At 44.7% G+C, this 12,720-nt stretch carries 17 protein-coding genes; 7 read left to right on the top strand and 10 right to left on the bottom strand.

All coding sequences use genetic code 11. The annotated features are described in order from the left end of the window. The first annotated feature begins 264 nt into the window (after positions 1–264). On the top strand, positions 265–840 hold the full coding sequence (locus tag Q7V21_RS05985) for an antibiotic biosynthesis monooxygenase (protein ID WP_304916402.1): 576 nt from the start codon (positions 265–267) through the stop codon (positions 838–840). Positions 841–867: 27 nt separating this feature from the next. Here the strand turns inward: Q7V21_RS05985 and Q7V21_RS05980 are convergent, their stop codons facing one another. Then, a complete protein-coding gene (locus Q7V21_RS05980) occupies positions 868–1,263 on the bottom strand; it encodes a PIN domain nuclease (RefSeq protein ID WP_304916401.1) in 396 nt (131 codons plus the stop codon). Further along, a complete protein-coding gene (locus Q7V21_RS05975; protein WP_304916400.1) occupies positions 1,260–1,454 on the bottom strand; it encodes a type II toxin-antitoxin system VapB family antitoxin in 195 nt (64 codons plus the stop codon). Before Q7V21_RS05975 ends, Q7V21_RS05980 begins: the two co-directional genes overlap by 4 nt. A 451-nt stretch (positions 1,455–1,905) precedes the next feature. Between Q7V21_RS05975 and Q7V21_RS05970 the strand changes: the two genes are divergently transcribed. The 3 genes from Q7V21_RS05970 (at position 1,906) to Q7V21_RS05960 (ending at position 3,399) form a co-directional block, all read left to right on the top strand. Next, complete coding sequence (locus Q7V21_RS05970; RefSeq protein ID WP_304916399.1) at positions 1,906–2,373, top strand: hypothetical protein; 468 nt, start codon at positions 1,906–1,908, stop codon at positions 2,371–2,373. Between the two features lie 77 nt (positions 2,374–2,450). Continuing rightward, positions 2,451–2,948, top strand: coding sequence for a DUF4755 domain-containing protein (locus Q7V21_RS05965; protein WP_304916398.1), 498 nt, complete (start codon positions 2,451–2,453; stop codon positions 2,946–2,948). Beyond that, positions 2,941–3,399 carry a hypothetical protein gene (locus Q7V21_RS05960; protein ID WP_304916397.1) on the top strand — a complete coding sequence of 153 codons (459 nt, stop codon included), beginning with the start codon at positions 2,941–2,943 and terminating at the stop codon, positions 3,397–3,399. The genes Q7V21_RS05965 and Q7V21_RS05960 overlap by 8 nt, the downstream gene beginning before the upstream one ends. Before the next feature lie 90 nt (positions 3,400–3,489). Here the strand turns inward: Q7V21_RS05960 and Q7V21_RS05955 are convergent, their stop codons facing one another. The 8 genes from Q7V21_RS05955 to Q7V21_RS05920 form a co-directional block, all read right to left on the bottom strand. Then, positions 3,490–4,419, bottom strand: coding sequence for a biotin-dependent carboxyltransferase family protein (locus tag Q7V21_RS05955; protein ID WP_304916396.1), 930 nt, complete (start codon positions 4,417–4,419; stop codon positions 3,490–3,492). Further along, positions 4,416–5,108, bottom strand: a complete 693-nt coding sequence (gene pxpB / locus Q7V21_RS05950; RefSeq protein ID WP_304916395.1) for a 5-oxoprolinase subunit PxpB — start codon at positions 5,106–5,108, stop codon at positions 4,416–4,418. The genes Q7V21_RS05955 and pxpB overlap by 4 nt, the downstream gene beginning before the upstream one ends. After that, positions 5,105–5,881: a 5-oxoprolinase subunit PxpA gene (locus tag Q7V21_RS05945; protein WP_304916394.1), complete on the bottom strand. Its 777-nt coding sequence runs from the start codon at positions 5,879–5,881 to the stop codon at positions 5,105–5,107. The genes pxpB and Q7V21_RS05945 overlap by 4 nt, the downstream gene beginning before the upstream one ends. Before the next feature lie 127 nt (positions 5,882–6,008). Continuing rightward, complete coding sequence (locus Q7V21_RS05940; RefSeq protein WP_304916393.1) at positions 6,009–7,001, bottom strand: alpha/beta fold hydrolase; 993 nt, start codon at positions 6,999–7,001, stop codon at positions 6,009–6,011. A gap of 113 nt (positions 7,002–7,114) precedes the next feature. After that, positions 7,115–7,888, bottom strand: coding sequence for a type 1 glutamine amidotransferase domain-containing protein (locus tag Q7V21_RS05935; protein ID WP_304916392.1), 774 nt, complete (start codon positions 7,886–7,888; stop codon positions 7,115–7,117). 104 nt (positions 7,889–7,992) lie between these two features. After that, positions 7,993–8,448 (bottom strand): DUF4112 domain-containing protein, encoded by a 456-nt coding sequence (locus tag Q7V21_RS05930; RefSeq protein WP_304916391.1) that lies wholly within the window; start codon positions 8,446–8,448, stop codon positions 7,993–7,995. Beyond that, positions 8,445–9,344, bottom strand: coding sequence for a diacylglycerol kinase family protein (locus tag Q7V21_RS05925; protein WP_304916390.1), 900 nt, complete (start codon positions 9,342–9,344; stop codon positions 8,445–8,447). Before Q7V21_RS05925 ends, Q7V21_RS05930 begins: the two co-directional genes overlap by 4 nt. Beyond that, positions 9,334–10,128 (bottom strand): metallophosphoesterase, encoded by a 795-nt coding sequence (locus Q7V21_RS05920; RefSeq protein WP_304916389.1) that lies wholly within the window; start codon positions 10,126–10,128, stop codon positions 9,334–9,336. The genes Q7V21_RS05925 and Q7V21_RS05920 overlap by 11 nt, the downstream gene beginning before the upstream one ends. Before the next feature lie 199 nt (positions 10,129–10,327). Here Q7V21_RS05920 and Q7V21_RS05915 point away from each other — a divergent pair, with 199 nt between their 5' ends. The 3 genes from Q7V21_RS05915 to Q7V21_RS05905 all read left to right on the top strand — a co-directional run bounded on the left by Q7V21_RS05915 (position 10,328) and on the right by Q7V21_RS05905 (position 12,646). Further along, on the top strand, positions 10,328–11,110 hold the full coding sequence (locus Q7V21_RS05915; RefSeq protein ID WP_304916388.1) for a hypothetical protein: 783 nt from the start codon (positions 10,328–10,330) through the stop codon (positions 11,108–11,110). Between the two features lie 121 nt (positions 11,111–11,231). After that, on the top strand, positions 11,232–12,032 hold the full coding sequence (gene blaOXA / locus Q7V21_RS05910; RefSeq protein WP_304916387.1) for a class D beta-lactamase: 801 nt from the start codon (positions 11,232–11,234) through the stop codon (positions 12,030–12,032). A gap of 11 nt (positions 12,033–12,043) precedes the next feature. Beyond that, the gene (locus Q7V21_RS05905; protein WP_304916386.1) at positions 12,044–12,646 is read left to right on the top strand and encodes an HD family hydrolase; all 603 of its coding nucleotides are present in this window, start codon (positions 12,044–12,046) and stop codon (positions 12,644–12,646) included. The last annotated feature ends 74 nt before the right edge of the window (positions 12,647–12,720 follow it).

Raw genomic sequence — 12,720 nt, 5'->3', positions numbered from 1 at the left:
AAATCATTATGGATTTATGATTAAACTGAAAATAAAAAACATACTCATCAGTGTAAAATTCTCGACTCAGTGTTTTCAGTTTCATTCTGGGTTTCCTTTTAGTCATTAGTCGCATCTAACAACTGCAGCTGAGGTAAGCATATCGGCGGATTTAGCCGTTAATAGCAAATGAAATTTAGCCTGATATCTGCGATAAGTTTTATAAAAAACTCACGAGTTGATATTTTGTGAGCAAAGGTTAATTTGAATTTTAGGAAATGAGTCATGCAACAAAATCGTTTAGATCCGTTAAGCAATGGCGCAACGGCGGTTATTAACCATCAGGTTGATAAAGACAAACACGCCGAGTACGAAGCATGGTTAAATGAAATCGCCCCCCATTGCAAAAGTTCGCCGGGGCATTTGGATTTGAATGTTATCCGGCCTATTGCGGGCTTGACTGAAACTTATACGATTATTATTCGCTTTGATACGCAGTCACATTTACGTGGCTGGATGGAGTCTGCCAAACGCAGTGAATTAATAGCCCAAGTTTCGCCATTGCTGGTGAAAGGGGACGATTTTTATATCAACAGCGGTCTGGATTTCTGGTTTACCCCGGAACAGGCGAATACCAAAACTCCGGTTCGCTGGAAACAGGCTTTGGTCACCTGGTCAGCTATCTATCCGCTGGTGTTGTTATTGCCATTTCTGCTACCGCCACTTCACAAGTTGGGACTGCCTGACAATCATTACCTGGATTCGCTGTTGATCACCGGTATTGCGGTGCTGCTGATGGTTTATGTGGTGATGCCGCGCTATACCAAGTTAATTCATGCATGGCTGTTTCGGGGCTGTTAAGTACAGAAAAGGCCGAGTCTATTGCGCTTATGGCAACACCGAGACCAAACCAAGATGAGCGACGAATGGAATGAAGTCTCGATCAAGGAACAGTAACGGCATTCTTTGTTCGATGCAGAAAGAGGCGATAATGACATCCGTTGTCTTACGGATGGTGATTCCTTTTTTGCGGAGTGCACGATAATTTTCAGCACATTTTTCGGGCATGCCTTCGCCAAACATTTCAAGTCGGTCCAACGTAAGCAGTGTTTGTTTGGTTAAACGATAATCACGGTCATTACGGATGCCCTGCAGAATTTCCAGGAAAATCAAATCACCCATGGCAACAGTGCCTTCGACAATTCCTGCATCTAGTGTATCGGTGTGTTGGCTCTGGACACCATTGAAGTAATCAATCCAAACACTGGTGTCGACCAGTATCATTTGCCTCCCCGCATTTCGTCCAGATCACCTTCCCACTTAACTCGGCCGCGCAGCTTACGAATATCCTGCTGCTGGCTTCGCCGAAGAAGTAGTTTAAGGCCTTGTTCTACAACTTCTTTTTTAGTGGCGCATCCCGATGCTTTGAGCGCATCAGCCATCAATTTGTCGTCTATAACAATGTTAGTTCTCATAACTCACCTATGTGTATAAATTAAATATATATACACACATTATCATGGGGAAAGTGACATAACAAGCGGCTTAATGGGGCGATATATAGGTAAAAAAAACGATAAAAATAACGCAGTTTTGCCTGAGCCTCTTCTCACTTTATCTGAGCGAAGCGAATCAAAAAGGGGGAACAGATTTTCAATAAATCTGTTCCCTTTTTCTCTTTAGAAATCCCAAATACCATTTATAACTGCCCCTGTCATCGGGGTAACTCCGTGTTGCTAATCTAAGTTTTCGTCAGGCAAATGTTGGTCCTGAAAAATTAAATTTGCATGATTTATTCAATTGAATATATAAGTCAGATAATTTCAACAAAGTTATTGTTTGGAAAGCAGAAAGTCCGTTATTTGATAGCCTGATTAGTTGTGTTTTGATAGTTCTTGGCCATAAAAATTATTTGTGGAAGGGGGGATGGGAATGCCGATTTATACAGGAATCGTAAAGGAAATAGGTAGTGGAAATATAGAGGGAGACAACTCTAATTTTCTCTATGTGAAACGTGAGTACATTGATATTGGAGATGAACATCTCAGGAAGGTACGGCTTTCTCAGTATCTGGATGACACATTAGTCAGCGCCAAGCAGTCCGGTGAGCCAGTTTCATTAAGTGTATTTAGTTTGATAGGCATTCCAACGCTAACAGTAAGTGCTATCAAACTCGCTGATGGGCGTGTTCGGACATCAGAATCACTGTTTTTAACGGTGATTTTTTGTTTACTGGCCATGCCAGTTCTGGGGTTAATCGCAGGTTTTATTGCTTTTGTTGTGCTGAGCTTTGTGTTGGGCGCATCTCTGTCGATTATTGCCGGAATGATTTGCGCTATAGCCTATGCGGCCCATGGAATCATTCGTTATTTGAAATCCAAGGCTGCATTTTAGAAGTAAAAAATATTTCGCAGATAACTGATGAAGTGAACGTTTGGCAAACGTTTTTAACCTGAAATGAGGTCAGAAGAATGAGTCCAGTACAAGGATGGTGGATCATCGCTGCAGGTATCATCGGAACGCTCATCCCGTGGCTGTGCTGGATTGGTTTGTTAATGATTGGCTGGGGGATCTGGAAACTATGGCGAGATAAACGGCCGGGGAACGATCCTTGGTTAAAGGAAAAAGAAGACTGTCAGTTTAAAACGGCATATGACGGTACCGGATTAGCATTAGATACTGCCACTAAAACCATTCACCTGAAAAACAAGAATGTTCAAAAATCCTATCCGTTTGAGGACATACGCGAGTGGAAATATAACGTTCAAACCGGTGGACAAATAATAAACGGGTCTGCCGGTACTAATTATGGCATTCATATGAGGAATAAGGCCGAATCGGGTTTATTCGTAACGATGCGGGATATTGAGCATCCGCAATGGAGAATTGCTTTTCCATACAACAAAAAAATGGAAGGTGAGCTCCTGAAGTGGATGGAGATTTTTCGTCAGCATGTTAACAATGAATAGTTTCTTCAGGCTTAATTACTTCTGCGTAATGTTTTTGGCAATGACGTCATTGTTGGCATGTTCTCCAGCAACCGAAGAGGACTCGAAAGACCAATCAGCAGTTGCCGCCGATGATACGATTCTGGCATGGGCGCGCGAACAGTATGGTGAGGAAGTTTATTCTCCGGTGGAAACCTTCTATGGTGATTTCAGCGGTGACGGATTGGATGATGCATTAGCCTGGATACTTTATCCAAGCGGTGGCAATAGTGATTATCTGAATGTAGCTTTATTTCGCAATGAAGCTGGCGTTATGACCTACTATCGGAGCATCGATAATGTCTTTGGTAGTAATCCGCGCGATGTGGTTTTTGAAAAAGGATCAATCAGGTTGACCTCAACAATGCCAAAGCCAGATGACCCGCGCTGTTGTCCAACCGGCTCACAGGATTGGGTGATCGACACGGACTGACAGTCCAGATCAAGCACAAGCAAAAATTAAGACAGGGAAGTCGTAAAACAATAAGTCAGCTAAATTGATTTTAGCTAAAGCCGCCAATATCTATACCCGGAAAAAGTGGTAGAAATACCGTAGTTGTTCCTGAGCTTCTTCCAATGAAATTTGAGTGAATCTTACTTCGGTATTGGCTTGTTGCTGGGCCAGTAAAAAGGCATCAAGCACAAACAGCGTGCCTAATTTGGGGTAGCCGCCCATGGTCTGGCGATCTTTAAGCAGGATGATTGGCTGACCATCTGGTGGCAGCTGAATGGTGCCGTAAGCAATGCCTTCGGAAATAATGCCTGGCACCTTGGGTTTGATAGGTTCGCCTTCAAGTCGTATCCCCATGCTATTGCTGTGCGGCGAAATACGATAGGTCCAGTGATATAACTTCTCCAGTTCTGCAGCGTCAAAGTGTTCGCTTTGATCGGTGGGAATTACGCTAAGAATTAATGGTTGCTGATAATCAGGGATGAAGAGCGGTGGAACATAGGTCTTTAATCTGGGCTGGTTTTTACTGCACGGTAAAAAGTCATCTGCTTTTAACGGGCTGCCATAGCCATCAATGCCGCCCATTTTTTCTCGCATAACCGTAGCGACCGAACCGAAGCTGGGTTGAAACTGAAAACCATCCTGTATCGCCAGATAGCTGCGTATGCCAGATTTTGCATGAGCAAAGCTGAGTTTATCGCCGGCATTTATTGGATGGGTTTGCCAGTTCTCCAAAGGTTTGCCATTAAGGCTGGCCTGCATATCAGCACCGGTGATGGCGATATTGGTATTGGTTAATGCCTCAAGTTGCAGACCGCCAAAACAAATTTCCAGTGTCGGACTATTGGGTGGGTTATCCAATAAGCGGTTGGCCCATAAAAACGCATGTTCATCAGCAGCACCGCCGGGGGAGAGGCCAATATGTTGATAGGCAAAACGTCCCAGATCCTGCACCAGTGTCAGAATGCCGGGTTTAAGTACTTTTAAACCCGGCTCGCTCATTCAAATTGACCTCCAGCCAGCAGAAACTCAGCCTTGCTGACAGAGACAAACTTAACCTGATCACCCGGCAAGACCGGACATAGTTTGGGGCTTTGCCGATCAAACATTTTCATCGTGGTACGGCCCAGAATGTTCCAGCCACCGGGCGTACTGATCGGATATACCGCTGTTTGTTGATCGGCTATCGCAACCGAACCGGCTGCAACATCGGGTCTTGGCGTTTTTAATCGAGGCGTGGCAAGTTGCTGAGGCACATTACCCATATAAGCAAAGCCCGGCGCAAAGCCGATGGCAAAGATTTGATAGGTGTTTTCAGTATGACGACGAATGACTTCTTCAATGCTGATCTGATGAAAGTCGGCCACATGTTGTAAATCGGGTCCGACATCGGGGTGATACCACACCGGAATTTCAATCAGTTTACCCAAGTGCGTATTGCTGATCGTCAGATTGCTGAGTTGCTGCTGGATTTTTTCCTGGATGCTGGGAAAGTCATTTTTACGGGGGTCATAGCAGAGCATCAAAGTGGTATAGCTCGGCACCAGCCCACGAATTTCTTCCTGCAATGAATTTTGCAGTCGTTTCGTCGCTGCGCGAATTACCGGTACCAGATCGGTGTTGATCTGTTCACCAAAACGTATCAATACCGCGTCTGGGCCTGCATGTTCAATTTGCCACTGAACCATCATAAGCAGCGGTAAAGTGTGTTGAGAGCATTGCGGATATGTTGAATCGCTTGTACCGAATCTGCATTGTCACCATGTACGCAAAGAGTGTCGGCATCGAGCTTCAGTTTATGTCCACCTTGGTTTATCACACTGCCTTCTGTGGCCAGCAATAAAGCCTGTTGAAGGATTTGTTGTTCAGAGTGATACACCGATCCCTTTTCGGTGCGGGGCAACAGAAAACCGCTATCGTCATAGGCGCGATCAGCAAAGGCTTCAAACAGTAATGTAATACCAAACTCTGCAGCGATTGACTGCGTTTTACTGTTATCTGTTGCAGCCAATAGCATTAATGGCAGGCTGTTATCGTAACTGGCAACCGCTTGTAATACTGCTCTTAGAATATCGGCATCACGCATCATGTCGTTATAGAGCGCGCCATGCGGTTTGACATAACTTACACGGCTATCATGGGCCCGGCAGATACCATCCAAAGCTCCGATTTGATATTGCACCATGGCGATAATTTCCAGCGGTGTGCATTGCATGCTGCGGCGGCCAAAACCAATCAGATCCGGGTAACTTGGATGAGCACCAATTTGTGTATTCGAATGCTTTGCCAATAAGACCGTACGTGTCATGGTGATTGGATCAGAAGCATGAAAACCGCAGGCGATATTCGCCATATCCACCAATGGCATAACTTGTTCATCCATACCCATTGACCACGGTCCAAGACTTTCGCCCATATCGCAATTGAGCAGCAGTTTTTTGATTGGAAGTTGACTGTTAGCCATGGTTAAATTTGTTCTGCAGAGGGTAATCGATAAACAAAGGATACACGCTTATTTTACGAGCAGAAATTTACTCTCAACTTATCGGCGATATTTATTTTTTATGTCATTCCCTGGTAGTCAAACAGCCCTAATAAGGCAGTAAATGTTCAAGCAAACTTTGGTGAAATCGTTCGGCATCCTGAATTTGCGGCGAGTGACCCAAGTCTGCAAAGGCCACCAATGTGGCTTGCGGGATTCTTTCTGCCACTTCACGACTGATTTTTGAATAGTTACCCAATTGAGCACGTTTTGCTTCAGGAGCCAGATTTTTACCGACAGCAGTATTATCTTGCTCGCCAATTAACAGCAGAGTAGGCACTTGCAGATTCTCGAATTCATAAAACACTGGCTGAGTCAGCACCATGTCGTAAGTCAGCGCCGAATTCCAGGCGACAATTTCTTTTCCTGAACCCTGGAACAGTCCGGCTTGCATTTCCACCCAGCGATCATATCCCGGCTCCCAATTACCAGCGTAATAGGTGTTTTGTTGATATTGGCGAATGCTGTCAGCATTGGTTTTCAATTCGCTTTGATACCAGTCATCAATTTCACGGTAGGGCACGCCTTTAGCCAGCCAGTCTTCCAGACCGATAGGATTTACCATCACCAGTTGTTTGACTTTATCCGGGTTAAGTAACGTATGACGTGTGGCCAGCATACCGCCCATGGAATGACCCATGATGATGTGGTTTTCAATATCCAGTTGCTTCAGCAATGCACTGGTATTGGCAGAGAGTTGATGAAAACTGTACTGATATTGTTCGGGTTTACTGGATTTACAAAAACCGATCTGATCCGGCGCGATAACGCGATAGCCATTGTCGATCAGGAAATGGATAGTGCCTTCCCAAGTCGCGGCACAGAAGTTTTTACCGTGCAGTAATACGACGGTCATGCCATTGGGTGTTTGAGGCTGGATATCCATATAGGCCATTTCAAGTTGCTGACCTTGAGAGTCGATCTGGAATATCTCTACTGGAAAAGGATAGTCAAAACCTTCCAGCTGTGGACCGTAGGTTTTCTGTTCAGCCAGAACGGGAAGGGCAACCGCGAAAAACAAGGTGTAAATGAAACGAAACATAGTCGTTTTCTCCAAAAGTATTCACCTGTATGTCCATCTGCGGACTTGAGAGTTCAGTGCCAATAGCAAAATGCCCGCGAGGCGGGCATTTTAAGTTGAAGCTGTTTGAAAACTTAGCGTTGTTGCAGTAAGTGCACGACTTCACTGCCCATTGTGCGGGCTGAGTTCGGGTTTTGACCAGTAACTAAACGCTCATCAACACTGACTTTATTGCGAAAGGGGATCCAGGCTTTGCTGATATTGGCACCGCGTTGTTCCAAACGGGTTTCCAGCAAAAATGGCATATCACTGTAGAGTCTGACAATACGCTCTTCGATATTGGTAAAGGTGCTGACTTCGCGGTTTGCGACCAGATAATCACCATTGGATAAGGTGACATTAACCAACGCTGCCGGGCCGTGACAAACCGCAGCTACGACGCCATTATTTTCGTAGATTTCTTTGGTCAGACGTTGAATATCGGCATTGTCCGGAAAGTCCCACATGGTGCCATGGCCGCCGGCAAACACGATTGCAGCATAGTCTTCAGACTTAATCTCATCCAGACGTAAAGAGCTTTCCATTTTTTGCCAGTCTTCCGGGGTTTCCATAAAACGTTTGTTGTCATCATCCGATAATTTGTAGCTGCCGGGATCCATTGGCGGCAAACCGCCTTTCGGGCTGGCAATATCAATCTCAAAACCGGCGGCTTTTAATTCGTAATAGGGATGAGTCACTTCAGACAGAAAGTAACCAGTATCTTTTTTACTGGACGCTTCGTTCTCGCCAATATAACCATGGCTGGTGACGACGATGAGTACTTTTTCACTGGCGATGGCGGTCAGTGACAGCATGCCTAACACTATAAACAGTAAAGGCTTGAGCAAATGGTAAATGGATTTTGTCATGATATTTTCTCTCTCTGGTTGAATATCAGCCGCTTTATCGTTGTTATTAAATGAAATCAGGCTGCGGCAAAACAGTTACTTTTTTAGCAAATTTCGAGCGGGGCTTAATTACTGACTGCTGATATCAACAGCCCGATGATCCAACTGATTAACACGATCATTGATACAAGAATGCCCAGCAATAAACCAATAAACAAGATGTTTTGAATCAATGATTTGCGATATGTCTGTTTGGGTGATTGCTGATAGTCGTTCAACAGGGCGGTATTGCGTTTGTTGGCCTTCCAGACAAAATCAAATACATCACCTAAAACTGGGATAGAGCCGACCACCGTATCAATCATCATATTAATGATCATGCGGCCCAGAATCATTCGAGGCATGCCCAGTTGGTGGGCTTTGTAAATAATCACACTGGATAACAGGCCACCGATAAGATCACCTACACCGGGAATCAGGCCAATAAAACCATCGAAACCTATCTTGTAACCATTAGGCAGCGTAATGCTTTCATCCAGAAACCAGCTTAACCGTTCAATAAAACGACTCTTGGTTTTCATGATTCGCTATCCTTTTCCGTGGGCGACACTACATTCAGACCGTGATGATAAAACTGATATCGCAGCGGTGATTTCAATTTCACCAGCTCACCATCGAGAGCGACAGTTAACCACTTTTTACGGGAACGCACTTTAACTTCCACTAAATCGAGAATGTGATTGTCCAGTTGCTGTTCGCTCGCCAGTGGATTCACGCCGCGAAACATGGCCTGAATGGCGACATTCAGCGCGGTATAACGGTCAGCACAACGCAGCACAATCAGATGCAGACCTTTTTTACCATCGATCATGTTTTGTCCCAGATCGGGTAGTTTTAACTGTCTTTCACCTACTCCGATAAACACCAGTGGTGTCAGGATTTGGCTACCATTGATATGCACATTAACCCGTCGGAAATTAATCAATCGACGTATGGCAGCCATAAAACTGGCAAGCATATAGGGCAGATTACGTTCGAGTTTTTCCCGGTTTTGCACAAAGCTGACATAGGCACCGACCGAACTGGTATTTAAAAACAACTGTTCATTGACCATGCCGAAATGCGTGGGTTTTGCCTGGCCTGTCAGAGCCAGCTGTAGTGCTTCTTTAATATCGAGCGGAATATTCAACCGCTTGGCAAAGTGGTTGAGTGTGCCACCGGGGATGATTGCCATTTCAGTATTGCTGTCCGCCAACAATCCGGCCGCCATTGCTAATGTGCCATCACCGCCTGATACCACAATCCGTGGCAAGCCTTTATCTACTGCTTTTTCAATAGCGCCATACAAATCATCAGGAGCCAGTGCATGAACCGTGATGTTTGAAGCTGATTGCAGGGCTTCGATAACACTATCGGCACTGCCTCCATGCTTGTTAATAAACACCGGCAAGGAAATATGCGAAATATTATTGTTCATACCAGCCGTCTGTTTGTTTGATAAAGGATTGTTTAGTGAGATAGGCAAAATCACCGTTTGACCAGTGATATCGGGAAATCAGCAAGTTTTCTGGCCCACCCTCCAACATATTGAAACTGTTTGGAAAGCCGGTCAGTAAGCGGTCAGAAGTGGTGGTGCCAGCATGTGAAACGATAATGCCTTGATGAGCATGACAATAATCCAGATGCACGTGACCACTGAGAATAATATCCGGGCCGGTTTGCTGGAATTGCTGGAAGGCCTTATCACTGCCACCAATCAAACCGCGATGTTCATGGCCGGTTGGCAACCAGAAAGGGTGATGTGCCACCAGTATCTTGAGTTGCTGTGGAGAGGCGGACTCAAAGAAGTTTTGAATCCGATTTATTTGCAAGGCATTGATACGACCACGCGACCAATCAAATGAATAACCAATTCTTCTGGCAGTGTTGATACCGATGATTTTGTGCGTATCAGTTTCGATAGTCGGTTCGAGATCTTCAGCAATAAAGTGCCGCCATTTTTTCCATGGATAAAGTAAACGCTCGACAAAACGGAAAGTGGTCAGGTCATGGTTGCCTGGAACAATTAAATAGGGTGAGGTAAGTTCATCTAGAAACTTGGCGGCATCATTGAACTCACTGGTTTTCGCGCGTTGAGTCAAATCACCGCTGATGATCACTAGCTGTGGATTCAATTCCGCTATTTTATGTTTAAGCGCTGTCATTACTTCGGGGATCAATCGCCCAAAATGTAAATCTGAAATATGTAAAATCCGTTGCATGCAGAACCCCAGGTTTGGCTGAGTGCAGTTGACACACTGAATAACCCCATAACATCAGCCATTATCTTTGTTTCAAACTTTTCTTACTTTAACTTCAAGCAACAGCAACTTTTAATACGGTTTAAGTGCTTGTCTTTTATGGATAAATGCCTTAAAAGTAAACTTGTTCATTCACTGAGAACTGCATGGAGGGGGAGTAATGAAACCGATCAAAAGAGTAATGTTCGGCTTTTTTTGTTTTAGTTTTATGACGACAGTAGTTGCTAATGATTTCGATATCGTCGGTCTGAAAATAGGCATGACCTTTGAAGAAGTAGAAAAGACGTTGCTTGATTATGGCGCGAAACCGGAAAGTATTCAGCAGCAACATCAATTTTTTCAATACACAGATGGATCAGAAGTCCATAAAACAGAGTCTTTTCTGCACAAACTGACCGCTGGAAAAGAAGTGATGGGTGAAAAAGGCAGAGATCAGGATAGCTTTGTTGTGTATTTTTCTCCGCTACCCGAGGCATCACGAGTTGTGGCCATTACCCGAGTAATTACGACGCGTAACAACCCCACAACCGTAGGCCAGTATATGGCGGCCCTTAACGATAAATATGGTGAACCGCAGATTAACGGTAGTCGTCTGGTCTGGTGGTTTCCAGAAGATAAACAGAGTTGTTACTCCTCTACCAATCTGGTGATGTTGCCGGACATTGACCAGATTATGAAGGGCATTTTTTTATCAAGTGGTAAACGTTATTTTCTGGATCGTTTTCAAAACACCAAACTGACCAGTGTGGATGATTGTGCTGGCTATCTGGTCTATTCAATGGGGGCGTTACAGCCTGATGCACCGGCGAATAATGTCACCGCAACGATGATTGATGCCCCGACCTGGGTGAAAGCCAACCTTAAATCCATGGATTGGGTGGAACAGCTGCAAACGCAGGCAACGGAAGCGAGACTGGGTGCCAGCAGTAAACCGACCTTATAGCTTGTTTTTTTGTAAGGATTGCTTTTATATAATCCGAATAAATATGTTTTAATCAACAGTATGTTTTCAACAAAAAGGCGCTTAGGCGCCTTTTTTATGTTTATACAAAGAGAGTATTTAGATGAATTTTTCTGCCTTGGTTTTCATTTTTTCCTGTTTATTCGCTGGAGCAAATGTCTTTGCTCAAGTGGATACGCAGCAGCCAGACTGGCAGATGATTTTTGATGAATATGATGCCCAGGGCACGATAGTTGTCTTGGATGAACGCCAGCAGGAATCTAGTCTGATGGTGTTTAACGAATTACGCTCTCAGCAGCGTTTACCACCTGCTTCGACATTTAAAATCCCGCATGCTTTGTTTGCTCTTGATGCTGGTCTAGTGAAAGATGAATTTCAGGTGTTCCCTTGGGATGGCGTGCAACGCACCTTTGCAGACCATAATCATGATCAGGATTTGCGTTCGTCGATGCGAACCTCTGCGGTCTGGGTGTATGAAATATTTGGCAAACAGATTGGGCAAGAGAAAGCCCGCGAATATCTGACCAAAATCAATTATGGCAATGCCGATCCAACCGGCGATACCAGCACCTATTGGATTGATGGCAATCTGCGAATTACCGCTCAGGAACAGATCGCCTTTCTGAAAAAACTCTATTTAAACCAATTGCCGTTTGAAGAGGCCGACCAGCGTTTGGTTAAAGATATTATGATTGTTGAGGCCGGACGAGAGTGGATACTACGGGCCAAAAGTGGTTGGGAAGGACAAATCGGCTGGTGGGTAGGTTGGGTCGAATGGCCAACCGGACCAGTGTTTTTTGCATTGAATATTGATACGCCAAACCGGCTTGAGGACTTGCACAAACGCGAAGCAATCACTCGCAAGGTATTGCAATCTATAGAAGCATTACCCAAACCTAATTAAGCAGATAACTAATGTTGCCTGAGAATAAAACAGAAACAACGATCAACGATATCACAGACTTTTTTCTGGAATTGGATGCGTTAAAGCATATCAATCGTCGTAGTTATATTACTGGCGGTATACGCTATGAAAACTCAGCGGAACACTCCTGGCATCTGGCAATGGCGAGTTGGGCGCTGGCGAATTATTTCAAGCTAGAACTGAATATGGAGACCTTGCTAAAACTCGCGTTGGTACATGATTTGGGAGAGATAGATGCTGGGGATACCTTCCTTTATGCCAAAGATCGCAGTGCCGCACATCATGCCGAACGCGCTTGTCTGCAAAGATTAGACGATCATCCAGGAAACACCATTAACGATCTCACTGAGTTATGGGAAGAGCAGGAATTGGGTAACAGTAAAGAAGCCGCCTTGCTCAAGACGGTAGATCGTTTGCTACCGTTTTTGCTGAATATCAACAACGATGGCAAACCCTGGAAGGAAAATAATGTAACAAGGTCACAGGTCAGCGGGGCACATGCATTTATCGCCGAGACTTTCCCGGAAATTCATCAATGGGTAATGCACAATATTGACCAGGCGGTGGCAAAGGGCTGGTTACATAATGATTGACCAAGCATACTGTTTTGTATGTACCGCTCTGTAAGTTTTGTAGTGAGTCGGAGTTATACAAAATTCACCTTTAA

Source organism: Methylophaga sp. (assembly GCF_030651745.1).
This window is presented reverse-complemented; position numbering and strand designations above follow the sequence as displayed.

Bases quoted from the DNA above. Each gene is read 5' to 3' on its own strand.
- Q7V21_RS05985 (WP_304916402.1), top strand. From the start codon at position 265: ATGCAACAAAATCGTTTAGATCCGTTAAGCAATGGCGCAACGGCGGTT.
- Q7V21_RS05980 (WP_304916401.1), bottom strand. From the start codon at position 1,263: ATGATACTGGTCGACACCAGTGTTTGGATTGATTACTTCAATGGTGTC.
- Q7V21_RS05975 (WP_304916400.1), bottom strand. From the start codon at position 1,454: ATGAGAACTAACATTGTTATAGACGACAAATTGATGGCTGATGCGCTC.
- Q7V21_RS05970 (WP_304916399.1), top strand. From the start codon at position 1,906: ATGGGAATGCCGATTTATACAGGAATCGTAAAGGAAATAGGTAGTGGA.
- Q7V21_RS05965 (WP_304916398.1), top strand. From the start codon at position 2,451: ATGAGTCCAGTACAAGGATGGTGGATCATCGCTGCAGGTATCATCGGA.
- Q7V21_RS05960 (WP_304916397.1), top strand. From the start codon at position 2,941: ATGAATAGTTTCTTCAGGCTTAATTACTTCTGCGTAATGTTTTTGGCA.
- Q7V21_RS05955 (WP_304916396.1), bottom strand. From the start codon at position 4,419: ATGAGCGAGCCGGGTTTAAAAGTACTTAAACCCGGCATTCTGACACTG.
- pxpB (WP_304916395.1), bottom strand. From the start codon at position 5,108: ATGATGGTTCAGTGGCAAATTGAACATGCAGGCCCAGACGCGGTATTG.
- Q7V21_RS05945 (WP_304916394.1), bottom strand. From the start codon at position 5,881: ATGGCTAACAGTCAACTTCCAATCAAAAAACTGCTGCTCAATTGCGAT.
- Q7V21_RS05940 (WP_304916393.1), bottom strand. From the start codon at position 7,001: ATGTTTCGTTTCATTTACACCTTGTTTTTCGCGGTTGCCCTTCCCGTT.
- Q7V21_RS05935 (WP_304916392.1), bottom strand. From the start codon at position 7,888: ATGACAAAATCCATTTACCATTTGCTCAAGCCTTTACTGTTTATAGTG.
- Q7V21_RS05930 (WP_304916391.1), bottom strand. From the start codon at position 8,448: ATGAAAACCAAGAGTCGTTTTATTGAACGGTTAAGCTGGTTTCTGGAT.
- Q7V21_RS05925 (WP_304916390.1), bottom strand. From the start codon at position 9,344: ATGAACAATAATATTTCGCATATTTCCTTGCCGGTGTTTATTAACAAG.
- Q7V21_RS05920 (WP_304916389.1), bottom strand. From the start codon at position 10,128: ATGCAACGGATTTTACATATTTCAGATTTACATTTTGGGCGATTGATC.
- Q7V21_RS05915 (WP_304916388.1), top strand. From the start codon at position 10,328: ATGAAACCGATCAAAAGAGTAATGTTCGGCTTTTTTTGTTTTAGTTTT.
- blaOXA (WP_304916387.1), top strand. From the start codon at position 11,232: ATGAATTTTTCTGCCTTGGTTTTCATTTTTTCCTGTTTATTCGCTGGA.
- Q7V21_RS05905 (WP_304916386.1), top strand. From the start codon at position 12,044: ATGTTGCCTGAGAATAAAACAGAAACAACGATCAACGATATCACAGAC.